The following is a 23,525-nucleotide window of genomic DNA, read 5'->3' as shown; positions in this document are numbered from 1 at the left end:
CACGAGCCTCATCTGTCTCCCTCCCCACTCGCACCCTGCTCCGCGTTGGCCCGCACCGCCGCGTGCAGGAACTCGGCGAGGCCGGGGCGTTGTTCCGAAGGTGGTACGACAAGAGCGAAGGCGCGGGGATCGTCGGCGAAGTCGTCCGCGATGCGCAGGTGCATGGCGGGCGGGCAGGGTGTGAACCAGTGGGTGATGTGCCGGCGGTGCTCCTCGGCGAGGGCCATGGCGCGGTGCCCCTCGGCGGGTTCGCCCTCGTCGAAGGCCTTGACGAGTTCGGTCCGCCAGGCCGCCGCCTCACTCATGAGCCGGGACCAGTCCTCCTTGGAGTGCGCGGCGGCCCGGCCCATCGCCTCCCGATACCCCGCGCTGCCCTCCCACTTGAGGCCGGTCTCGGTGGCGTAGCTCAGGTCGAAGGTGATCTCACCGAACACCTCGAACCGCTCCTGCGGGTTGAGCCGCACGCCGGTCTGCTGCACTTCCATGGCCCGCTCGGCGACCTCCACCAGGCGGCCCAGTTTGCCGATCTGCTCCACCAGCGCCTTGTGCCTGGCCCGCAGCTGGTCGAGCGCGTTGGCCTGCGGGTCCGCGAGGATCTCCGCGATCTCCTCCAAGGCGAAGCCGAGTTCGCGGTAGAAGAGGATCTGCTGGAGGCGGGCCAGATCGGCCTCGCCGTACAGCCGGTACCCGCCCGGGCTTCGCTCGCTGGGCACGAGCAGCCCGGACCGGTCGTAGTGATGCAGCGTACGGACGGTGACCCCCGCGAACCCGGAGACCTGCCCCACCGTGTAACTCATGGACCTCGCCTTTCGTCGCGTACAGCGTGCAGCCTGACGCGACGTGAGGGTCAAGTCGGCCCTGGCCCTGCACTCACTCGTGCTCGACGGTCAGGGGTGCGAAGACGATCCGGGTCACGGAGCCGTCATCCGTCCACCGCACCTCCATGGCGTCATCCGTCGCGCTCACCACGGTGGCCGCGTCCGCCAAAGGCGTGGGTTCCGGTTCGGCGGTGAGCGTGGCCAGCGCCGCGTACACGGTCGTGCCCGACGTCTCGGCCGTGAGGCGTGGCATGCGAGCCCAGTGGGTGAAGGCCGTGCCCTGGGGTGCGCGCTGTTCGTCCTGGCCGGTCCAGCCGTGCAAGGGGTGGAGCGCGGAGAGCAGGGGCTCCTCGGGGCCTGTTGCCCAGCCCGTGTGGGTGACGCGGGCGCCGTGCGGGGCGCCGACGACGCGGTGCACACGCAGCTCGTGACGGCCCCTGGCCACGGTGACGCTCTCCACGCGCAGGCCCGGCACCATCGGCGGGCCGCTCACGAAGGCGGGCGTGTGGCGGGACGCGGCCCAGCCCCAGCCGTCGCCGTGACCGGCGCCCAGCGGATGGATGCGGGTGCGGGCGCTGCGTACGCCCGCCACATCCACCGTGATGTGGTTGTCGGCGGTATTGCCGCGCGCCGTGGGGCCTGTCCGCGTGGAGTAGGCCTGGCGGGCGTAGAGCGGGTCCTCGTGGGCCGCGGTCTCGGCCTCGTGCGGGCGCGCGTGGTCGCTGCCGTGGTTGTGCAGCCGTACGATCCCGTCCGCGCGGGTGCTCTGGACGAGGAGGCCGGGCGCGGGGAGCGCGAGGACTGAGTCGCGACTCTCGCTGGGGGCCGGTTCCTCCGTGGCTGTCCACAGGGGGTGGCTCGCCGGTGCCAGGAGGCCGACGAACGCCTTGGACGCCCAGTAGGGCGACGCGGGGCCGGAGTAGGACTGCAGGGTCGCTTCGTGCGGGCCGTGCCAGCCGAGGGTGAGCAGTCCGTCGGCGCTGACGGAGCCGCGGTCCAGGAAGTAGCGCAGTGATCCGCTGAGCAGGCGGCGCGATGTGCCGGGGGTGAGGGGCGTGTGACCGGTGAGTGCGCCGAGGGCCACGGATGCCCCGGCGGCGAAGCGGTAGGTCAGGGAGCGGCCGAAGTGGATCGGGGCGCTGTCCCCGCCGAAGAGCAGTCCGAAGCTCTCCAAGTGCTCGTTCAGACGGGTGCCGTGCGCTGACAACTGTGCTGTGTCGCCCGATAGTTGGGCGTCCAGCGTCGGATACAGGTGCAGCGCCCAGCCGTTGTAGTGGTCGAAGGCGCGGCCGTCCCCGTCGGCGTACCAGCCCTGGCCGCGGTACCAGGTCTCCAGGAGTTCGAGTGCCCGCTCGCGCGCCCTGGCCGTCTCCGCGTCACCACGGCCGACCGACTCCAGGAACCCGGCCACGGTGTAGGGGAAGAGGTACCAGTTGTTGGGTGCGGGCACGTGGCGTATCGCGCCGCGCAGCCACTCCGCCGCCCGGTCCTGTACGGCGCTGTCGAGCCGGTCCCACAGCCAGGGGCGGGTAAGCCGCAGGCCGAGGGCGACGGACGCGGACTCGACCATCGGCTGGCCCTGGATGGTGTGGTCCAGGATCAGCGGCCACGACTCGGCGTCGTCGCGGCCCGGGGTGCGCGTGCCCGCCGCGAGGCCTTGCGCGTACCGGTCGAGCCAGCCGTGCGGGTCCTTGCCATCGGCGCCCGCCACACGGAACGCTGCGGCGAGGAAGGTGCGGGCGTATCCCTCGAGGCCGTCCGAGCGCACGCCGGACGCGGAGGGACGGCCCGGCAGGTCGAGCAGGGCGCCGTGTGGGGTCGCCCACTTCCAGGCGGCGCCCAGGAGACCGTCGGCGGCCGCCTGCCAGTGCTCGCGCGTGTAACCGGTGTACGGGCTCAACTCCCGGTTTTCCTCGGGCAGTCCGGGGATGCTCATGCGAGGTAGGCCAGCCTTTCGCGTCGTACGGCATGGGCGAAACCGTCGCCAGCGGCCCAGCGGCCGAGCTCGGTGACGGCGAGATCGGCGAGGCGCCCCCACTCGTTGCCCTGCGAGCCCGCCAGGTGCGGAGTGATCGTGACGTGGTCGCAGTCCCACAACGGGTGTTCCGGGGGCAGGACTTCGGGGTCGGTGACGTCGAGGACGGCGCGGACGCGGCCGGCGAGTGCGGCTTCGGTGAGGGCGTCCTGGTCGAGGACCGCGCCGCGGGCCGTGTTGATGAGCACCGCCTGGTGGCGCATCGCGGCGATGAGCTCACGGCTGACCAGGCCGCGGGTGGCGGGAAGGAGCGGGGTGTGGACGCTGACGACATCGCTGCTCGCGAACAACTCCCGGATGCCGACGGGCCGTACGCCGAGCGCCTGGGCTTCCTCGTGGGAGACGTACGGGTCGTGCAGCAGCACCCGGAGGTCGTAGGGGCGGAGGAGTTCGATGACGCGGCGGCCGATCATCGAGGCGGAGAGGATGCCGACCGTACGGCCGTAGTTGCCGACGCCGTGCGACAGGCCGAGCCATTCGTCGCGGCGCCGGGTAGACCTGAACTCCCTCACGCGCTCCATGACTTGCTTGCCGCTGAGCAGAATCATGGCGACGGTGTACTCGGCGACGGGCAGTGCGTTGGCCGCGGCGGCCGACGACACTTCGATGCCCCGGTCCCAGCACTCCGGGGTGATGTGGCCGCGTACCGACCCGGCGGTGTGCACGACGGCCCGCAGCCGGGGCGCGGCCGCGAGCGCGGCGGCGTCGAGCGGCGGGCAGCCCCAGCCGGTGACCAAGACCTCCACGTCCCGGAGCACAGTGCGCGCCCGCTCCGTGGTGAAGTCGTCCAGGACCGTGTCCGGCTCCAGATCGCACACCCGGCCGAGTGCGGCCAGGGCATCGGGGCCGAGCACGGCCTTCGCCGCGTCGGGGGCCATGGCGAGCGCGGCACGCGGCCGGCGACTGCCGTTCATCAGCACATTCCCTTTCACATGGTTCACATGGTTCACGTGGTCCGCAGGGATCACGTGGTCCGCACGGCTCACTTGACCGAGCCCGCGGTCAGACCCGACTTCCAGAAGCGTTGCAGCAGTATGAAGGCGAGGATCAGGGGCAGCACCGCGAGGAGCGAGCCGATGATCACCACGGGGTAGTACTCGGGCGAGACGGTGGCCGAGCTGTTCCAGGTGTAGAGGCCGAGACTGACCGGGTACAGCTTCTCGTCCGAAAGCATCACCCGTACATGAGGTCGAGCCGTCCGGTGATGCGCGCGCCGGTCACTTTCATCCCGGCTATCTCGCCTTCCCGCGTCGGACCGTTGAGCAGCAGGGCCCTCAACACCTCGGCGCGCACCGTCCGTTCGGGGCCCCAGGAGTCACCGGCCCTGGGGTCGTCGTCGGGGCTCTCGCGGAAGTCGACGCCCTCGCCGAGCGGAAACGCCTGCCGGACGCGGTGCTCCGCCGATGTCAGGTCGGTGATCTCCATCGGCGGGATGGTGTCCCGGGGGCGTCCGGGCTGTCAACCGTGGCCCACACCCGTCGACCGGCGTCGAGAGACCCTCGCCACGGCACCTGATTCGAAATGGGAACCATTTTCATATAGCCTCGTCGACGCACTGCCGAGAAAGGACCGAGACCATGGCCGTACCCAAGCGGAAAATGTCCCGCAGCAACACACGCCACCGCCGCGCCCAGTGGAAGGCGACCACCCCGCAGCTCGTGCCGGTCACCGTCGACGGTGCCGCCCACCTGGTCCCCCAGCGACTGGCCAAGGCGTACGAGCGAGGGCTGCTGCGCCCTTAGGCCGGTCTGTTCAGGTTTCCCTCGCGGTCCTCGGGTGCGTCAAGGGCGGCGGGCATGCCGTCCAGGACGGTGAAGCTGCGGTCGAGCCGGGTGATCCGCAGGACCCGCCAGACGCGCGGGCTGCTGCGGATCAGCCGCAGGGTGCGCCGCTTCGCGATGGTCCGGCCTTTGATGCGCACGAGGAGTCGCAGGCCACCGGCGTCCAGGAAGGTCACCTGCCGCAGGTCCACCACCACGTCCGTGCCCGGCCGGTCCAGTAACTCGGCTATGCGCGGCGAGAGTTCCAGCTCCGCCCAGGCGTCCAGTTCACCGCGGAATGTCAGAATGATCGATCCGTCCACCACACGGTGGTGCAGTCCGAAGCCCGGGTCGGGCGTGCCCATGGTCCACCCCCCAATTCCTACACCCCGCATACGAAGAGTAACGACAACGCGAGCGGCGAGGCCCTCAGGCCGGCGCCCGACGCCGCCGGGGTCTGGGGCGGCACCGCGAATGGCATCTACATCTTGCCCGCTCAGGGCTAGTTCATACCTCCGGGTGACATCCTCGGCCACCGTGCGGCGCATATTCACGGCCCATCTACCGTAGTTACTCTCCGTATTTGACGCGCTGTTCGTGACACCAACCGTGCGGCGTGCCGTCGGGCGGACGGCCGCGGTCCCGTCGGTGGTCACGCCGATCGAGCCACGGACACGGAGGTTGACGGCCCGCGGGGCGAGCGCGGAGCCGCAAGCCGTCGGGCCGTGGCTGGAGGTCGTGCCGAAGGTCAGGGGTCCGCGGCGGTCCGCGCAAACCGGGCACTCGCCCTGCCGTTCGATCCGAGGCAGATGTCCGGATCGCGTCGTTGTGGCGGCAGTGGACGTGTGGGACGTTGGCTGGTCTACGGGGTGTGCGACCGAGATCGACGAGCAGGGCCCGCACGGCGAGGGGAAGACCGGATGAGGCGTTGCAGGGGGGCCTCGGCCTTGGTTGTTCTGGTGCTGACCGGCGCCGCGGGCTGCGGTGGGTCGGGCGGCGCCAAGGACGGGGACCAGCTAACCGTGGCGGTCCGCGACGACCTCCCCGGCATCGGTCTGCGAGGGCCCGACGGCGAGTACCGCGGGCTTGACATCGACGTCGCCACCTACGTCGCCGGGCAGTTGGGCGTATCGAAGGACCGGATCACCTGGAAGGCGACGGTCCCGGCCGTGCGCGAGAATCTGCTGGTGCGCGGGGACGTGGACCTGGTGGTCGCGAGCTACTCGATCACCGACGAGCGCAAGCGGAAGGTCTCCTTCGCCGGGCCGTACTTCCTCGCCCACCAGGACCTGCTGGTCCGCACCGACGACACGTCCATCAAGGGCGCCGCTGACCTGAACTCCAGAAAGCTCTGCTCGGTCACCGGGTCCACGTCCGCGCAGAATGTGAAGGAAGAGCTTGCTCCCAAGGCCGATCTCCAGGAGTTCAGTTCACCCACGGAATGCCTGACCGGCCTGGAGAACAAGGTCGTCGACGCGCTCACCAACGACGACGCGATCCTTGCCGGGTTCGCCGCGCAACGCGCGCACCGCGGCAAGTTCAAGCTCGTCGGCCTCAGGCTCAGCGACGAGCGGTACGGCATCGGCGTGGCCAAGTCCGACACCGCGCTGCGGAACAAGGTCAACAAGGCGCTGCGGAAGATGGTCGCCGACGGGTCCTGGGACCGGGCGGTACGCAAGCACTTCGGCCCCGCCCGCTTCGACCACGAACAGGCTCCGAAGATCACCGAGACCGGCTGAGCAGCCGTGGTCGGCCGCCCACCGTCCGGCACGTCCGCCCCCGAGACCGCCGCGCTGCTGCCCGACGTCCTCGACCTCCAGTTCCTCGACCTCCAGCGCTACGACCTGTTCGGCGCCTTCTGGGTGACCATCCAACTGGCGCTGTACGCGGCGGCCGGAGCCCTGACCTGGGGCACGCTGCTTGCCGGTCTGCGGGTCAGTCCGGTTCCTCTGCTACGCGGATTCGCCGCCCTGTACGTCCATGTCGTACGCAACACGCCCCTGACCGTCATCATCGTCGCCACGTCGCTCGCCCTGCACCAGACGATGGGCGCGACGCTCGGCGGCGGCACGGCGAAGGAGACCGGGTTCCGTCTCGCGGTGCTGGGGTTGGCCGCCTACACCGCCACCTTCGTCTGCGAATCGCTGCGCTCCGGCATCAACAGCGTGCCGGTCGGCGAGGCCGAGGCGGCCCGTTCACTGGGCCTGACGTTCCCCCAGGTGCTGCGCCATGTCGTCCTGCCCCAGGCGTTCCGCGCGGTGGTGAACCCGCTGGGCACCGTACTGATGTCGCTGACCAAGAACACCACGACGGCCGCCGCCATCGGGGTCAGCGAGGCCGCCCTGCTGATGAAGGAGATGATGGAGAACGAAAGCCACGCCATCTTCGCCGTCTTCGCGGTCTTCGCCTTCGGCTTCGTCTGCATCACCCTGCCCACCGGAATCCTCCTCGGGTGGGTCAGCACCAGAGTGGCGGTCCGGCGATGAAGGCTCTCTCCGTCCTGTACGACGCCCCCGGTCCGCGCGCGAGACGCCGCAACCTGCTGTGCTCCCTGCTCTTCCTCCTGGCACTCGCCGCCGCTGCCCTGTGGGTCCTGAAGCTGCTCGGCGACAAGAACCAACTGGCCGCCGAGAAGTGGAACCCCTTCGTCGAGGACTCCCGGGTGTGGACCGAGTTCCTGCTGCCCGGCCTGCTGCACACCGTCCAGGCCGCCGCTCTCGCCCTTGTCCTCGCTTTGCCGCTCGGCGCACTTCTCGGCATCGCGCGGCTCTCCGAGCACGCGGTGCTCCGCCGGTCCGTCGGCACGCTGATCGACTGCTGCCGGGCCGTCCCTGTGCTGATGCTGATGCTCCTGGCGAACGAGGTGTACGCGCGCTTCAGCGATGTCACCCCGCAGATGCGCCCCCTGTACTCGGTCGTGACGGGTCTCGTCGTCTTCAACGCCGCCGTGCTCGCCGAGATCGTGCGCGCCGGGATCATCGCCCTGCCCCGGGGGCAGAGTGACGCCGCTCGCGCGATCGGGATGCGCAAGGGACAGATCATGGCGTCCGTACTGCTCCCCCAGGCGGTCACCGCGATGCTGCCCGCCCTCACCACGCAACTGGTGGTCATCGTCAAGGACACCGCGCTCGGCGGCGAGATGCTGGCGTTCGACGAACTGCTCCACCAGGTCCGTCTGATCTCCGCGAACTACGGCGCCAACACCATTGCCTCCTTCACCGTCGTCGCCCTGCTCTTCATCCTGCTGAACCTGGTGCTCACCACCCTCGCCGCCCGAACCGAGTCCTGGGTCGGGCGCAGCAGGAGTAGCACGGGAGCAACGGTCACCACCAGCCCCACGGGGCGCGCCCCACTCGCCTGACACGCGCGGCTCGGCGTTGCACGGTACGCAACCCTGGTGGTGCCTCTTGTCCTTGGGGGTTCTCGGATACCACTGTGTCTGCCACACGTGTCACCACCGACGCGTGACGTGCGGACATGGAGGCTGGCATGACCGGTGAGCACTACGGGCAGCGCACGGCGGACGGCTGGGGGCGGCGGGGGTTCATCGGAGCGCTCGCCGCCTCTGCCGTCGCCGCGTCCGTGCCCGCCGTATCGGCCGCACCGCCAAGAAGGCCCCCGTACCGCGCGCGCCCGCTCTTCCTCGGCACGTACACCACCAAGCCCGGCGGCGGCACCGGCATCGGACTCGCCACCTACGACGAAGCGACGGGGCACATCACCGGCACCGGAACCCTGGCCGGCGTACCCGACCCCTCCTACCTCTGCGTCCATCCCTCGGGCCGGACGCTCTACGCGGTCAACGAGCAGGAGCAGGGCGCCGTGACCGCGGTCGCGCTGTCCCCCTCAGGGCCCGAGGTTCTCGGTGCGCGCGACACCGGAGGTGCCGGGCCCTGCCAGCTGTCCGTGCATCCGGGCGGACGCTGGCTGCTCAGCGCGAACTATCTCTCCGGGAGCGTGGCCGTCCACCCGGTCCAACCCTCGGGCGCGCTTGGGGAGTTGAGTGACGTGGTCACCCATTCCAGTCCGCCGCCCGGCCCGGGACAGGACGGGCCGCACGCCCACCAGATCGTGACGAGCCCGGACGGCGGACACGTCCTCGCCGTCGACCTGGGCAACGACACGGTCTACAGCTACCGCCTCGACGCGAAGAAGGGAAAGCTCACCCAGGTCTCGTACGCCGCCCTGCGACCCGGCGCCGGGCCGCGCCACCTCACCTTCCACCCCTCGGGACGCTTCGCCTATCTGGCCAACGAGAACGACAACACCGTCGTCGTCTGCGCCTACGACCCCGCGAGCGGGCGGCTGACTCCCGGTGCGCCGCAGCCCACCGGGACGGGTGAAGGCACCAGCTATCCGGCGCAGTTGCTCGTCACGCGCGAGGGCACCTTCGCCTTCCTCGCCAACCGCGGGCACAACAGCCTCACGCGGTACGCGATCGAAGCGGGCGGGGCCCGGCTGCGGTTGCTCGACACGGTGCTGGCGGGCGGGGACTTCCCCCGGCACATCGCCTTCTCGCCGTCCCAGCGGTTGCTGTTCGCGGCCCATCAGAAGTCCAGCTCGGTGAGCGTCTTCCACGTGGGCAAGAGCGGCCAACTGCGCCTGTCCGACACGCCGTTCGCCGCTCCGGTCGCGGTGTGCGCACTGCCGTTGTAGAGAGGTTCCATGACGTCGTTCCGCCCCGCCCCCGACTGGCTCTCCGAGGCCGTCTTCTACCAGATCTATCCGCAGTCCTTCGCCGACTCCGACGGCGACGGCATCGGTGACTTCAACGGCATCACCGCGCACCTGGACCACCTGGCCTGGCTGGGTGTCAACGCCGTCTGGATCAACCCCTGTTTCGCCTCGCCGTTCCGCGACGCCGGGTACGACGTCTCGGACTACCTCTCCGTCGCGCCCCGTTACGGCACCAACGACGACCTGGCCGCGCTGGTGGCGGAGGCGGGGCGGCGCGGCATCCGCGTCCTGCTCGATCTGGTGGCCGGGCACACCTCCGACCGGCATCCGTGGTTCACCGCATCGGCTGGTGACCCCGACGACCATCGGTACATCTGGGCCTCCGAAGGCTGCCCGGACGGTTTCGTGCGGTCCCCGGGGAGCCGCCCCGGCGCGTATCTGCCGAACTTCTTCGACTCGCAGCCCGCCCTCAACTTCGGTTACGCACGCGGGAATCCGGCCGAGCCGTGGCGGCAGTCCGTCGACGCCGAGGGTCCGCGCGCAAACCGGGCCGCGCTGCGCGACATCATGGGCCACTGGCTGGAGCTCGGCCTCGCGGGTTTCCGCGTGGACATGGCGCACTCCCTCGTCAAGGACGACCCTGACCGCAGCGCGACGGCCCGGGTGTGGACCGAGCTGCGCGGCTGGCTGGACGCGACCCACCCGGAAGCCGTACTGCTCTCGGAGTGGGGAGATCCGGCGGTGTCCGTGCCCGCGGGGTTCCACGCCGACTTCTTCCTCCAGTTCGGCGGCCCCACCAACGGCGGACCGCTGCGCTCCCTGTGGAACAACGGCGAGGGCACCGACGACGAGGCATGGGACCCTGTCGACTGCTTCTTCGACCCGAGCGGCAAGGGCTCACCCCGTACGTTCGTCGAGGCCTGGCAGGCGGCCTGTGAGGCCGTCGGGGACGCCGGGCACGTCGCGCTGCCGACCTCCAACCACGACTTCTCCCGCCTCAACTGCGGCCCGCGCACCGCCGATCAGCTCCCTGCGGCCTTCGCCTTCCAGCTCACCTGGCCCACGCTCCCCGCGGTCTACTACGGCGACGAGATCGGCATGCGTTACGTCCCGGGCCTGCCCGACACCGAGGGCAGCGTGCTCGGCCCGCGCTACAACAGGGCGGGCTCACGCACCCCCATGCAGTGGGACGGCAGCGTGAACGCCGGTTTCTCCACCGCCACGGCCGACCGCCTGTATCTGCCCGTCGACCCCGATCCGCGGCGCCCCGACGTGGCCGCCCAGCTGGCCGACGAGACCTCTCTGCTGCACCTCGTGCGCCGCCTGATCGCCCTGCGCAAGGCCACGCCGGAGCTGGGACCCGACGGGTCGGTGGAGGTGCTGCACAGCGGCTATCCGTTCGTGTACGTCAGGGGCGGCCGCCATCTCGTGGTGATCAACCCCCGCAGCGAACCGGCGACGTTCTCCACGGACGCCGCGGGCGAGGGCCCGCGGGCGCTTGAGTCGGAGGGCGTGGAGATCGAGGGCGGCGTCGTCACGGCGCGGGGGTTCGGGTACGGCGTCTTCGATCTGCGTCCCCCGTCGTCCACTACGGCTTCGTGAACTCGACGTCCCGGGCCCTCGCGACGATCTCGACCTCGTCGCCGAGGGCCCACTCCGCCACCCGGGACACCATCGCCGCCGGGACCAGGTCGCTGATGCCTTCGGCGGCCGGGATGTCGTACGTCGCGTGCGCGTCGTGGGGCAGGACGACGCGGAAGTCCAGCTCCAGGGCCGTACGCGCGGTCGCCATCACGCACATCTCGGACTGCACCCCGCAGAAGGCGAGGTCGCGCACGCCGGCCTCGGCGAGCAGGTCCGCGAGCCCGGTCTCCTCGAAGCCGTCGTCGACGGTCTTGCGCAGGACCTTCTCACCCCGGTCGGCGTCTGCGGGCAGGTGGATCTCCCAGCCGGGCGTGCCGGGTTCGTCGACGGCAGCCGGCTCGCCGTCGTTCTGGAGCTGGATCACCAGGGCGCCCGCGGCACGGGCCCGGGTGATCAGATCGGTCGTACGGTCGAGGAGGCGGGCCGCTTGCGGCACGGCGCCGTCGCCGGTGACGAAGGCGGACTGCATGTCGACGACGATCAGCGCCTGAACGGGCTCGGCGGGAGCGGGGTTGTTCGGATCGGGGTTCGCCGGACCGGGGTTGGCCGGACCGGGGTTCGCAGGGTCAGGCCGCGCGGAATGTACGGACGTCTCACTCATGGTCCACCATCTTGCCGTTCGCCATGATCAGGCGTACGTCGCCCAGGGCGGCCACGTCCCTGAGTGGATCACCGTGCACCGCGATCAGGTCGGCCCGGTAGCCCGCGGCCAGGCGTCCGACCTGGTCGGCGATGCCCAGGGCGTCGGCTGCCTCCGTGGTCGCCATGTCGATGACGCGGTCGGGTTCGATGCCCAGGTGCTGGTAGAAGCCGAGACTCTGGGCCAGGCCGTCACAGCCCGCACGCTGGACGCCCGCGTCCGTCCCGGCGATGAGCCGCGCGCCGCGCTCCGCCATCGTGCGCACCTGGTCGAACATCGCCTCGGCCCGTTCGGCGCCGAAGAACATGGGCAGCATCCGCCAGTTGGGGCTGACGGTGGGGCAGATCCGGATGCCCTTGGCGACGATGGCGTCCAGGACGTCCTCGCGCAGGCCGAGGCCCTTGCGCGTCATCCAGGTGCAGTGCTCGATGGTGTCGACGCCCGCCATCACGGCCGCCACGATCCCCGCGGTGCCGTGTCCGTGGGCGGCGACCGGCAGCCCCGCCCGGTGCGCCTCACGCACGATCAGGCGGAGCTCGGGGGCGTCGAACTGGGCCTGCCAGGTGGCCGGGCCGCCCCGCGTGAGGCCGCCTCCGGTGGCCATGACCTTGATGACGTCCGCGCCGAGCTCGGCATTGCGCCGGACCAGGGCGCGGATCTCGCTCTCGCCCTCGACCTCACCGCCCAGGAACCAGCAGTGGCCGCCTTTCGTGGTCAGCGGCGTCGTGGCGGCGACGATCCGCGGGCCGGGCACCCGGGACGCGGCGATCTCCTCGCGCAGCCGCAGCGTGAGGCGGCCCCGGTCACCCAGATCGCGCACCGTGGTGACGCCGCTGCGCAGGAACTGCAGCGCCCGCTCCTCCATGGCCGCCATCAGGGTGGTGTCGCTGTGCGCGTCCAGGACCGCGACGGGGTCCTTGCTCGCGTCGAAGACCAGGTGGACGTGGGCGTCGATGAGGCCGGGCAGCACCGTGGCGTCGGGCAGTGCGTACCGCCGCGACACGCCGTGCGCCAGGGCCTCGATCTCGGCTCGGGCGCCCGCGGCGACGATGCCGGTGCCCTCCGTCAGTACGGCTCCGTCTGTGACGCACTGGCCATGCGGCCCGGTCAGAACCCGCCCTGCCAAGATCAGCGTCTGGCTCATCTCTGCCTTCCCGCAGTGGAGTTGGAGGTGCCGGAGGTGGTGCCGGCCTCCATCGTCCGTCATGGGAGGGCAGAAAGTCCGTCGCTGGAGAGCGGGACGTCTGTCGTAAGAGAGCGGGACGTCTGTCGTACGAGGGCGGGGCGGGATGTTCGCGCGGCGTCCCGCGGGTACCCATAGCCTGGGCCGAGTGCCCGCGCAGGACGTCGCAGTATGGCGCGGTACGTCTTAGTACGTCTCAGTACGTCGCAACGTCGCAGTACGTCGCAGGACGGAGGTCAGGGTCTGATGAGCACGGAAGTCACGGTCCTCCTTGTGGCCGGCGCGGTCGTGGTGGCCGCGACGCTCGCGGTCGCGGTCGCGGTGCTCGTACGCCTGGTCCGCACGCGCCGCACGTTGCGGGCGGCGGGGCTGCCGGTCGAGCGCCAGTGGGTGTTCTGGGGCGCTGTCGCCTATCTCGTCCTGCCGGCGGATCTGCTGCCGGACCCGGTTTTTCTCGATGACATCGGTGTGCTCGTGCTCGCGCTGCGGTCCATGAAGTCGGCGAATTCAGGCGTCGGGGGGCGTGGGGCGCAGTAGGGGGCGGCGCAGGTGCCGGGCCTTCGTCAGCAGGATGTGCATGCGTTCGGTCACCTGGGCGACGTCCTCGACGGGCTCGTCGAAGTCGAGGCGGACGTCCGCCTGGCTGCGGGCCTTTTCGAGGCGCAGCGTGAGCGCGTAACGGTCGATGGCGACCGGGCGCACCCGGACCACGCCGTGCAGGCTGTCCGCGCACACGAGCCGGGTCAGCTGCTCGACGGCGTCCTCGTGCGCGTCGGCGAGATGGGTGAGCAGGCGCGCCTCCGCCTCGGCCAGCGGATCGGGCGCGGCCAGGGCGAGTTCGTCGAGGTCGATGCCGACTCGGCCCCCGGCGGAGTCGTGCAGCACGGCACACGTCGGCGCGAAGATGAATCCCTCGCCGTCGGGCACCAGGGACCCGGAGAGCCAGAGCCGGGCCCGGATCCGGTCCCGTACGGGTACGGGGGCGACGTCCGCGAACTCCACGAGGGTGGACGGTTCGCCGCGGGGCGCGCAGATCATCGCGGTGGCCAGCGCACTGTCGGGGGGCGGGGTCAGCAGAAGGATGCCCTCCGGCGTGACGCTGTGCGCGCCGACGAGTTCATCCCTGCCGATCTCCGTGGTCACCGCGCAGGACCACGCGGTGGTGAGCAGTGAGCGAGCGCGTGCCGCTGCAGTGGGCACGGTCGTGCTGGCGTGACGGACACCCATCCTTCAACCTCCATTAGGTAAGCCTTGCCTAACTTATCGGAGATCGCGGAACAGGGCCAGTACGCGAAAGGCCCCGCGCGGTGAACCACGCGGGGCCGATCGTGTGTGCCGGGCAGAGCCCCGGTCGCGTACGTCGTTTGGTGCGTCAGTGGCCGCGGGCGATCCACTCCTCCAGGTGCGGCGCCTCCGCGCCCACGCTCGTGCTGTCGCCGTGGCCGGTCCGCACCACCGTCTCCGGGGGCAGCGTGAGGAGGCGGTCCCTGATCGAGTCGACGATGGTCGGGAAGTCGCTGAACGACCGGCCCGTCGCTCCGGGGCCGCCCGCGAAGAGCGTGTCGCCGGTGAAGACCGTGCCCAGGGCGGGTGCGTAGAGACTGACGGCGCCCAGGCAGTGACCTGGGGTGTGCAGTACCTTCAACTCCGTTCCCGCCACGGCCAGTTCCTGCCCGTCCGCCAGCTCGCCGTCGGGGGCACGGTCGGGGTGGGTCTGCTTCCACAGCTCCGCGTCGGCGGGATGGAGCAGGATCGGCGCGCCGGTGCGGGCCGCGAGCGCCGGGGCGGCGTCGATGTGGTCGTCGTGGGCGTGCGTGCACACGATCGCGACGACGCGGCGCTCGCCGACGGCCGCCGCGATGGCGTCCGCGTCGTGGGCCGCGTCGATGACGACGACCTCACTGTCGTCCCCCACGATCCACACGTTGTTGTCGACGTCCCAGGTGCCTCCGTCGAGGGAGAACGTGCCCGATGTGACCAAGTGGTCGATGCGCGCCGCCATCAGAGGACCACCACCGAACGCAGGACGTCCCCATGGTGCATGCGCTCGAAGGCCTTCTCCACGTCTTCCAGCGCGATGGTCTCCGTGACGAACGCGTCCAGGTCGAGTCGCCCCTGCTGGTAGAGGTCGATGAGCATCGGGAAGTCGCGTGAGGGCAGACAGTCCCCGTACCAGCTCGATTTCAGCGCGCCGCCGCGCCCGAAGACGTCGAGCAGCGGCAGATCGATGCGCATCTCCGGTGTCGGCACGCCGACCAGGACGACCGTGCCCGCCAAGTCGCGTGCGTAGAAGGCCTGTTCATAGGTCTCCGGGCGGCCGACCGCCTCGATGACTACGTCGGCTCCGTTCCCGTCGGTCAGCTCGCGGACCGCCTCGATCGGGTCCGCCGAACGGGAGTTGACGGTGTGCGTGGCACCGAGGCTCTTCGCCGTCTCGAGCTTCTTGTCGTCGATGTCCACGGCGATGATCTTCGCGGCTCCCGCGAGGCGTGCGCCCACGACCGCCGCGTTGCCGACGCCCCCGCAGCCGATGACGGCGACCGAGTCGCCGCGACCGACGTTGCCGGTGTTGATGGCGGCGCCGATACCGGCCATGACCCCGCAGCCCAGCAGCCCGGCCGCGGCGGGCGACGCGGCCGGGTCGACCTTGGTGCACTGCCCGGCGGCGACGAGGGTCTTCTCCGCGAAGGCACCGATGCCGAGCGCGGGCGAGAGCTCCGTGCCGTCCGTGAGGGTCATCTTCTGCTTCGCGTTGTGCGTGGCGAAGCAGTACTGGGGGCGGCCGCGCAGGCAGGCGCGGCACTGGCCGCACACCGCACGCCAGTTGAGGATCACGAAGTCGCCGGGCGCGACCTCCGTGACACCGTCGCCGACCGACTCCACGACGCCCGCCGCCTCGTGGCCGAGGAGGAAGGGGAAGTCGTCGTTGATGCCGCCCTCGCGGTAGTGCAGGTCGGTATGACAGACCCCGCAGGCCTGCACCTTCACCACGGCTTCCCCGGGCCCCGGGTCCGGCACGACGATCGTCTCGATCCGTACCGGCTCGCCCTTCGCGCGCGCGATCACGCCCTGTACCTGCTGCGCCATGAGGTCAGCCCTTCTTTCTTCCGGCGTTGCGTACTCGTCCGGCATCGCGTCTTTCCTCCCGCATCCTCACATCCGGAGCCCGCTCGCGACGACCCCGGACGCACGAGTTCCGATCACCGGTTCCAGGCTCCTTCCCTGATCCCCGGGGACCGCCGTCGCGCCGCCGCCTAGGGTGGGCGCGTGCGCGATCTCGCCGCTCAGGCCCTGCTTCCGGTCAACACGACGCTCGGTGTGGTGCTGCTCGTCCTGGTGCTCGCCGCGGCGGCGACGGCCGCCGTGTTCCGCCTCTCCCCCGACGGTTCGCGCGGCAGGGCGCGGGAGATCCTCGTGGCGGGGGCGCGGGCGGCCGTGCAGCTGGGCGTGGTGTCCCTGGTGATCGGCTGGGTCATCCACCACGTCGCGGCGCTCTTCGCCTTCCTGCTCCTGATGTTCGCGGTCGCCGCGCGTACGGCGGGGCGCCGCATCACCGCCAACGGCACCTGGTGGTGGGCGGCGCTGCCGATCGCGGGGCCCGTCGTCCCGGTGGTGGCGGGCCTGACCCTGACCGGCCTGCTGCCGGTGAACGGCATCGCCATGATCCCCGTGACGGGCATCCTCATCGGCGGCGCGCTCACCGCGACGGTACTCGGCGGCCGCCGGGCCCTCGACGAACTCCGCGGCCGCAAGGGCGAGTTCGAGGCGGGCCTCGCGCTGGGTCTGCCGTCCAGGGACGCCCGCCTTGAGGTGATCCGCCCCGCCGCGTCGGACGCCCTGCTGCCCGGCCTCGACCAGACCCGCACGGTGGGCCTTGTCACGCTGCCCGGCGCCTTCGTCGGCATGCTCCTGGGCGGCGCGTCACCCGTCCTCGCGGGTGCGGTGCAGCTGTTCGTGCTGATCGCCCTGATGGCGGTCCAGGCGATCGCGGTGGCCACGACGGTGGAGCTGGTCGCCCGCGGACACCTGAACCGGACGGGACCGTAGTGATCTGCGCGGCCCCGTGAGCGTAGGCTCCGGAGCATGTCTGTCTACGAAGATGCAGAGCTCGGCGCCCTCCAGGGCGGCCCGGCGAACCTGGGCCAGTACCTCGGCAAGGCCGTCCTGATCGTCAATGTCGCCTCCAAGTGCGGGCTCACCCCGCAGTACGCGGGCCTCGAGCGCCTCCACGAGAAGTACGCGCCCCGGGGCTTCACGGTCCTCGGCGTGCCCTGCAACCAGTTCATGGGCCAGGAGCCCGGTACGTCGGACGAGATCGCCGAGTTCTGTTCGGCGACGTACGGCGTGACGTTCCCGATGACCGAGAAGGTCGACGTGAACGGCGACGACCGGCACGCGCTGTACCGGAAGCTCGTGGACACGGCGGACGCCGAGGGACACACCGGCGACATCCGCTGGAACTTCGAGAAGTTCCTCGTCGGTGCGGACGGCGAGGTGGTGGCGCGTTTCGCCCCGCAGACCGAGCCGGACGCTCCCGAGGTCATCGCCGCGATCGAGGCGAACCTTCCGAAGTAACCCGGGCGCACGGCGCACCCAGGGAGCAAGGGGCCTCAGGTCGGCTCCCCGACTCCCCTGGCGCGCGGGATCATCCATACGTCTTCTTCCAGCGCGCCCGATGCCGTACGTCGCCCTGGCCCGCGTCGCTGACGCCGAGCAGTGCTTCGAGCGTGGTCCCGCTGTTCCACAGGCCCATGTGGTCGCGGTGCAGGGTGGCGATGCCGTGTTCCGCCGCGAAGGTGTGCGCCGGGTGGCTGAAGCGCGCGGTCGTCACACAGATCGCCACGTCGGCCCCGAAGTGCACGCGGGAGCCCAGGAGATCGCGCAGGTCGCGTGCGGCGACGGCGCGGCTCGGCGCGTACCGCTTGCACTGGATGATCATGGTCCGGGCGTCCGGGAGCCGCCCGGCCACGTCCACGCCGTTGTCCCCCGCCCCGCCCACCCTGCGTACGTCGGTACACCCGTCCCTGCGGCACAGCCCGGCGACCAGCTCCTCGAACTCGGTGCCGGTCATCGCGTCGGCCCGTGTCAGGGACCGGTGGCCCGTCCGGACCGCGTCCTCCTTCCGCCACGCGCGATCACGGTCGCGGGCCATTCGGTCCGTGCGCCACAGCCACCACAGCACGGACCCGAGCAGGCCGAGGATCAAGGCCCCTGCCACGTAGGGCCGGAGCGGCGACCAGATCAGCATCAACTGCAGGAGCAGCACGGCGCCGCACACCGCCCACGGCTTCCACGGCTTCCACGTCGTTCCGCGCCGTCCCCGTCGAGTGGTCATCAGGCCCCCTCCGCCGTCCTCGCCCAGCAGTGTGGGCGCGGACGGGCGGGTTCGGAAGGTCCCGTGCACACACGGCCTCCGACCACCCCGTACATCCAGCCGGACCAAGCTGACCTGCGGGCTTCGGGCCTCGCTCGTACGGTGACTGAATGGTCATCAGGTACCTCCCGCGCTCCTCATCCGTCCGCACCGCGGCCCTCGCGGCAGCCGCTCTGGTCCTCCTGCCCACACCCGTCGCCGTGGCCGTCGAGGAGCCCACGCCGCCCAAGCCGGGGCCCGCCTATTCCTCGAACCTCCTCGACCGGTCGGGCGTCCAGGTCCGGCCGAAATCCGGCGCCCCGGCCGTGCCGCGCGACGTCTCGGCGCTGTCCTGGCTGGTGGCCGACGCCCGTTCGGGCGAAGTGCTCGCCGCCCACAACGCGCACCGTCAACTGCCGCCCGCCTCCACCCTGAAGTCGCTCTTCGCCCTCACGGCCCTGCCCCACCTGGACGCCGTCGCCCGTCACCGGGTCACGCAGAGTGAGCTCTCCGAGGTCGGGGACGGCAGCAGCCTCGTGGGAATCGAGGCGGGGCGCAGCTACACCGTCGCCGACCTGTGGCGTGGCGTGTTCCTCAGCTCCGGCAACGACGCCGTGCACGTGCTGGCGAAGCTCAACGGCGGCTGGCAGAAGACCGTCGGTCAGATGCGCTCCAAGGCGCGCGCATTGGGCGCCCACGACACCCATGTGGTCTCTCCCGACGGGTATGACGCGGCGGGTCAGGTGTCATCGGCGTACGACCTGGCGGTGTTCGGCCGGGCGGGGCTCGCGGACCCGCAGTTCGCCCGCTACTGCTCGACATCGCTCGCCAAGTTCCCGAACGGCAACTGGTCCTACCCCATCCAGAACACCAATCGGCTCCTCACCGGAGCCGACGGCGTCGCCCCCTACCCCGGGCTGCTTGGCATCAAGAACGGCTACACGAGCCACGCGGGCAACACCTTGATCAGCGCGGCGCAGCGCGGCGGACGCACGCTCGTCGTGTCGGTGATGAACCCTCAGGCAGAGGGAGGCCACCGCGTGTACGAGGAGACCAGGGCGCTGCTCGACTGGGGCTTCAAGGCGGCGGGGCACGTCAGGCCGGTGGGTTCGCTCATTCCCGAGAGCGAGAGGCGGGGCACGGCGCAGGGTCCCACGCCCGGTGCCGAGCTCGCCTCCCACTCGACGGCCGCGGGCTCGTACTGGACGGTGCTCCTTTCCGTGGCCGTGGGTGCCGCCGCCCTGGTCGCCGGTGCGCTGGTGGTGACCCGGCGGCGGAGGTCGGCCCAGGCCGACGGCGTCCCGGGGCGGGGGGAGTGATCGCAGACCGCCTCGGACCGGGTCAGACCCCGCCGAGCAGGCGGGCGAGGTCCTGGTCGAGGTCCAGGTCGAGGCCCGCGGCCTCGCCTCCCGCCGCGACGAGGGCGTACGTACGGAGCAGGAACCGCCGCAGCACGGCTCTGTCGAACTGCACCAGGGCAAGGCCCCGCGGCGCGTGGAACTCGAGAACCGTGCGCGCCCGCCCGCACGGCCAGATGTGGACGTCGCCGCCGCCCGCAGGGGCGCGCAGCCCCTCCGCCAGGAGCTGACGGGCGAAGATCCACGTGACCTCCGCGCCGTCGAGGGAGGCCTCCGGCGGGAAGGCGATCTGGACGGCCAGGGGGTCGGCGGCCGCATAGCGCAGGGTCACCGGAACCGGACGCTCGCGTCCCTCGGGTGTGATCAGGCGGGCGCGGGCGGGCTGCTCAAGGGTGACGGCCATGATCGGACTCCTGTTCCGGCGCAGCTGCCGCTGCTCGCACTGCTTTCTTCCGTGCCTGTTCGAGTCCGAAGCGCGGTGGTTTATTACGCGTTGCGCGGGATCAATAGTGTGATCTACGCCACTTCCACCTGGTCGGCTCTCCGGACGGACCGAAGGCCGGGCCCCGCACGCCTGAGGAAGCTGGGCGCCTGAGGGAGCTGAGCGCCTGCCCGGTTTGGGGACGGGGCGGGACCGGGGAAAGGACACCGCATGCTCCTAGCCCGCCTGGCCCACGTATCCGCCACCGTGGCCACCACCCCCGCCCGGTCGCAGAAGATCGCCCTCCTCGCCGATCTCTTCCGCGCGGCCGCCCCGGCCGACGCCCCCATCGTCATTCCCTACCTCGCCGGCCGTCTCCCCCAGGGGAGGCTGGGCATCGGGTGGAGTCTCCTGAAGGAGTCGCCGCCGCCCGCCACCGAGCCCACCCTCACCGTCCAGGACACGGACCAGGCCCTGACCGCCATCGGCGCCGTCTCCGGGCAGGGGTCGCAGGGCGAGCGCAAGCGGCTGGTGCGGGAGCTGATGGGCGCGGCCACGGGGGAAGAGCAGCGGTTCCTCGTCGGGCTCCTGACCGGAGAGGTGCGCCAGGGCGCGCTCGACGCCATCGCCGTGGAGGGCCTCGCCCGCGCCACGGAGGCCCCGCCGGCCGCGGTGCGGCGCGCGGTGATGCTGGCGGGGGCGGTGACTCCGGTCGCCGAGGCCCTGCTCGCGAGGGGGCCGGGCGCCCTGGACGAGTTCCGGCTCAGCGTGGGGCGGCCCGTGCTCCCGATGCTCGCGCACGGAGCCGGCTCAGTCACCGAAGGCGTCGGCAAGCTGGGCGGGCCATGTGCCGTCGAGGAGAAATTGGACGGCATCCGCGTCCAGGTGCACCGCGACGGGGACGACGTCCGCGTCTACACCCGCACCCTCGACGACATCACCGACCGCCTGCCCGAACTCACCGCAGCCGCCCGGGATTTGGCGGGCGATACCTTCATCCTCGACGGAGAGGTCATCGCACTCGACGGCGACGGCAGACCCCGCCCCTTCCAGGAGATCGCCGGACGCGTCGGGTCCCGTGTCGACGTCACCACCGCGGCCGCCGCACTCCCCGTCTCCCCCGTCTTCTTCGACGTCCTGTACGCCGGAGGGCAGGATCTGCTCGACCTGCCGTTCGCCGAGCGGCACACCCACCTGGCGCGGCTCGTCCCCGAGCCGATGCGGGTGCGGCGCACCGTCGTCGCCGACCCCGCCGACGAGACAGAAGTCGGCGCCGCGGAGGAGTTCTTCGCCGACACGCTGCGCCGCGGTCACGAAGGCGTGGTGCTCAAGGCCCTGGACGCGCCGTACATCGCCGGGCGTCGCGGTGCGAGCTGGCTGAAGGTCAAGCCGGTGCACACCCTGGACCTCGTGGTCCTGGCCGCCGAGTGGGGACACGGGCGGCGGACCGGAAAGCTCTCCAACCTGCACCTGGGCGCCCGGCGCGAGGACGGGACGTTCGCCATGCTCGGCAAGACCTTCAAGGGCATGACCGACGTGATGCTCGCCTGGCAGACCGAGCGGCTGCGTGAGCTCGCCGTCAGCGACGACGGCTTCGTCGTGACCGTACGCCCGGAGCTCGTCGTCGAGATCGCGTACGACGGACTGCAGAAGTCCACGCGCTATCCGGCCGGCGTCACGCTCCGCTTCGCCCGGGTCCTGCGCTATCGCGAGGACAAGTCTCCCGCGGAAGCCGATTCCGTCGAGACGGTGCTGGCGGAGCGTCAGCCCTAGCCCTATCCCCGGAGCGGGGCCTCTACCACCAAGTTCTGGCAAAGAACGGGCCGATAGGGTGACCTTAACGCCGTATTGACGCCCAGCAGCAACTAGGGGAAGAGCTGTGTCCGCTTCACGTCTCAGCCAGACGCCACTCCCAGGCATCGGAATCCGGTACGACCTGACCACCCGAGAACACCGCAGGGTCTCGGTCGTCGCGCACCGGGACGGCGCGCGCACCCTCAGCGCCTACCGGGCCGACGACCCCGACGAGTGCGCGCTCTCGCTGCGGCTGAGTTCGGGAGAGGCGGACGCGCTGATCGACGCGCTGATGCCCTCGCACCACAGCCCGAACCTCCTGCACACCACCGACCTCGGTCTGGTCGCCGAGCGCATCGAGGTGGCTGGCACCTCGCACTGGAACGGGCGGCTGCTCGGCGAGACCCAGATGCGCACCGAGACCGGTGCCTCCATCGTGGCCGTGCTGCGCAGGGCCGAGGCCATTCCGTCGCCCGCGCCGGACTTCCGCATCGCCGGCGGGGACACACTCATCGTGATCGGCACCCGCGAGGGTGTGGAGAGCGCCGCCGCGATACTCGGGCGGGAGTGATCCGGTGCACTCCGCTGTCTTCCTGATCGAATTCGGCGCGATCATCCTCGCGCTCGGGCTGCTCGGCAGATTCGCCGGACGGTTCCGCTTCTCCCCCATCCCCCTCTATCTGCTCGCAGGGCTCGCGTTCGGCGAGGGCGGGCTGCTTCCACTGGGCGCCAGTGAGGAGTTCGTCGCGATCGGCGCCGAGATCGGCGTCATCCTGCTGCTGCTCATGCTGGGGCTCGAATACACCGCGAGCGATCTGGTCAGCAATCTCAAGACCCAGTACCCGGCCGGGCTCGTCGACATGGGGCTCAACGCCGTGCCGGGCGCCATCGCCGCGCTGCTGATGGGCTGGGGTCCGGTCGCCGCCGTCGTGCTCGCGGGCGTCACGTGGATCTCCTCGTCCGGCGTCATCGCCAAGGTCCTGAACGACCTGGGCCGCCTCGGTAACCGCGAGACGCCCGTCATCCTGAGCATCCTCGTCCTCGAAGACCTGGCGATGGCCGTCTATCTGCCCATCATCACGGCCCTGTTGGCCGGTGTCGGCTGGGCCGCGGGCAGTCTCACCCTGGGCATCGCGCTCGGGGCCGCCGGTCTGGTGCTGTTCCTCGCCGTGCGCTACGGCCGCGTCATCTCGCGCTTCGTGTCGAGCGACGACCCCGAGAAGCTGCTCCTGGTCGTCCTCGGTCTGACCATCCTGGTCGCCGGGATCGCGCAGCAGCTCCAGGTCTCCGCCGCCGTGGGCGCGTTCCTGGTCGGCATCGCGCTGTCCGGTGAGGTCGCCGAGGGCGCGCACAGCCTCCTCGCGCCGCTGCGGGATCTGTTCGCCGCCGTCTTCTTCGTCTTCTTCGGGCTGCACACCGACCCGGCGAGCATCCCGCCGGTGCTGCTTCCCGCACTCGTGCTGGCCGTCGTGACGGCGTGCACGAAGATCGCCACGGGGTACTGGGCGGCCCGGCGCGCCAAGATCTCCGTGAAGGGGCGGTGGCGGGCGGGCGGCGCCCTGGTGGCGCGTGGCGAGTTCTCGATCGTCATCGCGGGTCTCGCCGTCACCGCGGGTATCGAGCCCTCGCTCGGCCCACTGGCCACGGCGTACGTCCTGATCCTGGTGATCGTCGGCCCCCTGACCGCACGCTTCGCGCAGCCGGTGGCCGCGCTGGTGGGCGGCGCCGTGGCGCGCCGCAGGGAGGCGGCGACCGCGGTGTCCGTGCCCGCCCCGCAGGAGCCGGAGCGGTCTTCGGAGGAGTCACTCGACGGACAGGGCACGAGCGGTCGGCCGTGACGCC

At 71.1% G+C, this 23,525-nt stretch carries 24 protein-coding genes and 2 pseudogenes; 13 read left to right on the top strand and 13 right to left on the bottom strand.

From position 1 onward, the window contains the following. Positions 1–8: 8 nt before the first annotated feature. From ACIBCK_RS08920 to ACIBCK_RS08900, 5 genes and pseudogenes are all read right to left on the bottom strand, one after another. Entirely contained in the window at positions 9–797 is a 789-nt protein-coding gene (locus ACIBCK_RS08920; RefSeq protein ID WP_399388139.1) for a MerR family transcriptional regulator, read from the bottom strand. Between the two features lie 73 nt (positions 798–870). Further along, positions 871–2,754 carry a DUF2264 domain-containing protein gene (locus ACIBCK_RS08915; RefSeq protein ID WP_399388137.1) on the bottom strand — a complete coding sequence of 628 codons (1,884 nt, stop codon included), beginning with the start codon at positions 2,752–2,754 and terminating at the stop codon, positions 871–873. Beyond that, entirely contained in the window at positions 2,751–3,767 is a 1,017-nt protein-coding gene (locus ACIBCK_RS08910) for a hydroxyacid dehydrogenase (protein ID WP_399388135.1), read from the bottom strand. Before ACIBCK_RS08910 ends, ACIBCK_RS08915 begins: the two co-directional genes overlap by 4 nt. Positions 3,768–3,835: 68 nt before the next feature. Further along, a pseudogene (locus tag ACIBCK_RS08905) lies at positions 3,836–4,030 on the bottom strand (carbohydrate ABC transporter permease); the annotation flags it as partial. Between the two features lie 2 nt (positions 4,031–4,032). Continuing rightward, positions 4,033–4,278, bottom strand: a pseudogene (locus ACIBCK_RS08900) (membrane-associated oxidoreductase); the annotation flags it as partial. 152 nt (positions 4,279–4,430) lie between these two features. On the opposite strand from ACIBCK_RS08900, the gene rpmF reads away from it, so the two are divergent. After that, a complete protein-coding gene (gene rpmF, locus ACIBCK_RS08895; protein ID WP_399388133.1) occupies positions 4,431–4,595 on the top strand; it encodes a 50S ribosomal protein L32 in 165 nt (54 codons plus the stop codon). Here rpmF and ACIBCK_RS08890 read toward each other — a convergent pair. Further along, a complete protein-coding gene (locus ACIBCK_RS08890) occupies positions 4,592–4,978 on the bottom strand; it encodes an STAS domain-containing protein (protein ID WP_399388131.1) in 387 nt (128 codons plus the stop codon). The two genes, rpmF and ACIBCK_RS08890, sit on opposite strands and share 4 nt — an antisense overlap. A gap of 555 nt (positions 4,979–5,533) precedes the next feature. On the opposite strand from ACIBCK_RS08890, the gene ACIBCK_RS08885 reads away from it, so the two are divergent. The 5 genes from ACIBCK_RS08885 (at position 5,534) to ACIBCK_RS08865 (ending at position 10,892) form a co-directional block, all read left to right on the top strand. Further along, a complete protein-coding gene (locus tag ACIBCK_RS08885) occupies positions 5,534–6,352 on the top strand; it encodes a glutamate ABC transporter substrate-binding protein (protein ID WP_399388129.1) in 819 nt (272 codons plus the stop codon). A 57-nt stretch (positions 6,353–6,409) separates the two neighbouring features. Then, a complete protein-coding gene (locus ACIBCK_RS08880) occupies positions 6,410–7,099 on the top strand; it encodes an amino acid ABC transporter permease (protein ID WP_399388889.1) in 690 nt (229 codons plus the stop codon). After that, a complete protein-coding gene (locus tag ACIBCK_RS08875) occupies positions 7,096–7,974 on the top strand; it encodes an ABC transporter permease subunit (RefSeq protein WP_399388888.1) in 879 nt (292 codons plus the stop codon). The genes ACIBCK_RS08880 and ACIBCK_RS08875 overlap by 4 nt, the downstream gene beginning before the upstream one ends. Before the next feature lie 128 nt (positions 7,975–8,102). Next, positions 8,103–9,269, top strand: coding sequence for a lactonase family protein (locus tag ACIBCK_RS08870; RefSeq protein ID WP_399388127.1), 1,167 nt, complete (start codon positions 8,103–8,105; stop codon positions 9,267–9,269). 9 nt (positions 9,270–9,278) lie between these two features. After that, complete coding sequence (locus ACIBCK_RS08865) at positions 9,279–10,892, top strand: alpha-amylase family glycosyl hydrolase (RefSeq protein ID WP_399388125.1); 1,614 nt, start codon at positions 9,279–9,281, stop codon at positions 10,890–10,892. Here the strand turns inward: ACIBCK_RS08865 and ACIBCK_RS08860 are convergent. Together ACIBCK_RS08860 and ACIBCK_RS08855 are read right to left on the bottom strand one after the other, a co-directional pair. Beyond that, complete coding sequence (locus ACIBCK_RS08860; protein WP_399388124.1) at positions 10,879–11,535, bottom strand: isochorismatase family protein; 657 nt, start codon at positions 11,533–11,535, stop codon at positions 10,879–10,881. The two genes, ACIBCK_RS08865 and ACIBCK_RS08860, sit on opposite strands and share 14 nt — an antisense overlap. Further along, on the bottom strand, positions 11,528–12,718 hold the full coding sequence (locus ACIBCK_RS08855; RefSeq protein ID WP_399388122.1) for an amidohydrolase family protein: 1,191 nt from the start codon (positions 12,716–12,718) through the stop codon (positions 11,528–11,530). Before ACIBCK_RS08855 ends, ACIBCK_RS08860 begins: the two co-directional genes overlap by 8 nt. Before the next feature lie 285 nt (positions 12,719–13,003). Between ACIBCK_RS08855 and ACIBCK_RS08850 the strand changes: the two genes are divergently transcribed. After that, positions 13,004–13,294 (top strand): DUF1232 domain-containing protein, encoded by a 291-nt coding sequence (locus ACIBCK_RS08850; protein ID WP_367039013.1) that lies wholly within the window; start codon positions 13,004–13,006, stop codon positions 13,292–13,294. Here the strand turns inward: ACIBCK_RS08850 and ACIBCK_RS08845 are convergent. The 3 genes from ACIBCK_RS08845 to ACIBCK_RS08835 form a co-directional block, all read right to left on the bottom strand. Continuing rightward, entirely contained in the window at positions 13,265–13,984 is a 720-nt protein-coding gene (locus tag ACIBCK_RS08845) for a DUF2470 domain-containing protein (protein ID WP_399388119.1), read from the bottom strand. The two genes, ACIBCK_RS08850 and ACIBCK_RS08845, sit on opposite strands and share 30 nt — an antisense overlap. Before the next feature lie 145 nt (positions 13,985–14,129). Next, positions 14,130–14,759, bottom strand: coding sequence for an MBL fold metallo-hydrolase (locus ACIBCK_RS08840; protein ID WP_399388117.1), 630 nt, complete (start codon positions 14,757–14,759; stop codon positions 14,130–14,132). Then, complete coding sequence (locus ACIBCK_RS08835; protein ID WP_399388115.1) at positions 14,759–15,844, bottom strand: S-(hydroxymethyl)mycothiol dehydrogenase; 1,086 nt, start codon at positions 15,842–15,844, stop codon at positions 14,759–14,761. The genes ACIBCK_RS08840 and ACIBCK_RS08835 overlap by 1 nt, the downstream gene beginning before the upstream one ends. A gap of 180 nt (positions 15,845–16,024) precedes the next feature. Here ACIBCK_RS08835 and ACIBCK_RS08830 point away from each other — a divergent pair, with 180 nt between their 5' ends. Continuing rightward, positions 16,025–16,804, top strand: coding sequence for an ABC transporter permease (locus ACIBCK_RS08830; RefSeq protein ID WP_399388113.1), 780 nt, complete (start codon positions 16,025–16,027; stop codon positions 16,802–16,804). Positions 16,805–16,840: 36 nt separating this feature from the next. After that, positions 16,841–17,332: a glutathione peroxidase gene (locus ACIBCK_RS08825; protein WP_399388111.1), complete on the top strand. Its 492-nt coding sequence runs from the start codon at positions 16,841–16,843 to the stop codon at positions 17,330–17,332. Positions 17,333–17,402: 70 nt separating this feature from the next. Here ACIBCK_RS08825 and ACIBCK_RS08820 read toward each other — a convergent pair whose 3' ends face one another. After that, entirely contained in the window at positions 17,403–18,092 is a 690-nt protein-coding gene (locus ACIBCK_RS08820) for a restriction endonuclease (protein ID WP_399388109.1), read from the bottom strand. Positions 18,093–18,241: 149 nt separating this feature from the next. Here ACIBCK_RS08820 and ACIBCK_RS08815 point away from each other — a divergent pair, with 149 nt between their 5' ends. Further along, positions 18,242–19,429, top strand: coding sequence for a D-alanyl-D-alanine carboxypeptidase family protein (locus ACIBCK_RS08815; RefSeq protein ID WP_399388107.1), 1,188 nt, complete (start codon positions 18,242–18,244; stop codon positions 19,427–19,429). A 22-nt stretch (positions 19,430–19,451) separates the two neighbouring features. On the opposite strand, the gene ACIBCK_RS08810 is transcribed toward ACIBCK_RS08815, so the two are convergent. Then, positions 19,452–19,871: an SsgA family sporulation/cell division regulator gene (locus ACIBCK_RS08810; protein ID WP_399388105.1), complete on the bottom strand. Its 420-nt coding sequence runs from the start codon at positions 19,869–19,871 to the stop codon at positions 19,452–19,454. A 249-nt stretch (positions 19,872–20,120) separates the two neighbouring features. On the opposite strand from ACIBCK_RS08810, the gene ACIBCK_RS08805 reads away from it, so the two are divergent. The 3 genes from ACIBCK_RS08805 (at position 20,121) to ACIBCK_RS08795 (ending at position 23,521) form a co-directional block, all read left to right on the top strand. After that, a complete protein-coding gene (locus ACIBCK_RS08805) occupies positions 20,121–21,662 on the top strand; it encodes an ATP-dependent DNA ligase (RefSeq protein ID WP_399388103.1) in 1,542 nt (513 codons plus the stop codon). Positions 21,663–21,768: 106 nt separating this feature from the next. Beyond that, on the top strand, positions 21,769–22,254 hold the full coding sequence (locus tag ACIBCK_RS08800) for a TrkA C-terminal domain-containing protein (protein ID WP_367039023.1): 486 nt from the start codon (positions 21,769–21,771) through the stop codon (positions 22,252–22,254). A 4-nt stretch (positions 22,255–22,258) separates the two neighbouring features. Beyond that, the gene (locus ACIBCK_RS08795) at positions 22,259–23,521 is read left to right on the top strand and encodes a cation:proton antiporter (RefSeq protein ID WP_399388101.1); all 1,263 of its coding nucleotides are present in this window, start codon (positions 22,259–22,261) and stop codon (positions 23,519–23,521) included. Positions 23,522–23,525 lie beyond the last annotated feature (4 nt).

It is taken from the genome of Streptomyces sp. NPDC051218 (genome assembly GCF_044455475.1).
Taxonomy (GTDB): Bacteria; Actinomycetota; Actinomycetes; order Streptomycetales; family Streptomycetaceae; genus Streptomyces.
Note: the sequence above shows the minus strand (reverse complement) of the source record. Positions and strands in the feature narration are given on the sequence as shown.

What these genes read in the sequence shown, in the direction of transcription:
- ACIBCK_RS08820 (WP_399388109.1), bottom strand. Translation starts at nt 18,092, where the DNA reads ATGACCACTCGACGGGGACGGCGCGGAACGACGTGGAAGCCGTGGAAG.
- ACIBCK_RS08850 (WP_367039013.1), top strand. Translation starts at nt 13,004, where the DNA reads ATGAGCACGGAAGTCACGGTCCTCCTTGTGGCCGGCGCGGTCGTGGTG.
- ACIBCK_RS08920 (WP_399388139.1), bottom strand. Translation starts at nt 797, where the DNA reads ATGAGTTACACGGTGGGGCAGGTCTCCGGGTTCGCGGGGGTCACCGTC.
- ACIBCK_RS08915 (WP_399388137.1), bottom strand. Translation starts at nt 2,754, where the DNA reads ATGAGCATCCCCGGACTGCCCGAGGAAAACCGGGAGTTGAGCCCGTAC.
- ACIBCK_RS08890 (WP_399388131.1), bottom strand. Translation starts at nt 4,978, where the DNA reads ATGGGCACGCCCGACCCGGGCTTCGGACTGCACCACCGTGTGGTGGAC.
- ACIBCK_RS08810 (WP_399388105.1), bottom strand. Translation starts at nt 19,871, where the DNA reads ATGGCCGTCACCCTTGAGCAGCCCGCCCGCGCCCGCCTGATCACACCC.
- ACIBCK_RS08845 (WP_399388119.1), bottom strand. Translation starts at nt 13,984, where the DNA reads ATGGGTGTCCGTCACGCCAGCACGACCGTGCCCACTGCAGCGGCACGC.
- ACIBCK_RS08860 (WP_399388124.1), bottom strand. Translation starts at nt 11,535, where the DNA reads ATGAGTGAGACGTCCGTACATTCCGCGCGGCCTGACCCTGCGAACCCC.
- ACIBCK_RS08875 (WP_399388888.1), top strand. Translation starts at nt 7,096, where the DNA reads ATGAAGGCTCTCTCCGTCCTGTACGACGCCCCCGGTCCGCGCGCGAGA.
- ACIBCK_RS08910 (WP_399388135.1), bottom strand. Translation starts at nt 3,767, where the DNA reads ATGAACGGCAGTCGCCGGCCGCGTGCCGCGCTCGCCATGGCCCCCGAC.
- ACIBCK_RS08885 (WP_399388129.1), top strand. Translation starts at nt 5,534, where the DNA reads ATGAGGCGTTGCAGGGGGGCCTCGGCCTTGGTTGTTCTGGTGCTGACC.
- rpmF (WP_399388133.1), top strand. Translation starts at nt 4,431, where the DNA reads ATGGCCGTACCCAAGCGGAAAATGTCCCGCAGCAACACACGCCACCGC.
- ACIBCK_RS08870 (WP_399388127.1), top strand. Translation starts at nt 8,103, where the DNA reads ATGACCGGTGAGCACTACGGGCAGCGCACGGCGGACGGCTGGGGGCGG.
- ACIBCK_RS08825 (WP_399388111.1), top strand. Translation starts at nt 16,841, where the DNA reads ATGTCTGTCTACGAAGATGCAGAGCTCGGCGCCCTCCAGGGCGGCCCG.
- ACIBCK_RS08835 (WP_399388115.1), bottom strand. Translation starts at nt 15,844, where the DNA reads ATGGCGCAGCAGGTACAGGGCGTGATCGCGCGCGCGAAGGGCGAGCCG.
- ACIBCK_RS08865 (WP_399388125.1), top strand. Translation starts at nt 9,279, where the DNA reads ATGACGTCGTTCCGCCCCGCCCCCGACTGGCTCTCCGAGGCCGTCTTC.
- ACIBCK_RS08815 (WP_399388107.1), top strand. Translation starts at nt 18,242, where the DNA reads ATGGTCATCAGGTACCTCCCGCGCTCCTCATCCGTCCGCACCGCGGCC.
- ACIBCK_RS08855 (WP_399388122.1), bottom strand. Translation starts at nt 12,718, where the DNA reads ATGAGCCAGACGCTGATCTTGGCAGGGCGGGTTCTGACCGGGCCGCAT.
- ACIBCK_RS08840 (WP_399388117.1), bottom strand. Translation starts at nt 14,759, where the DNA reads ATGGCGGCGCGCATCGACCACTTGGTCACATCGGGCACGTTCTCCCTC.
- ACIBCK_RS08805 (WP_399388103.1), top strand. Translation starts at nt 20,121, where the DNA reads ATGCTCCTAGCCCGCCTGGCCCACGTATCCGCCACCGTGGCCACCACC.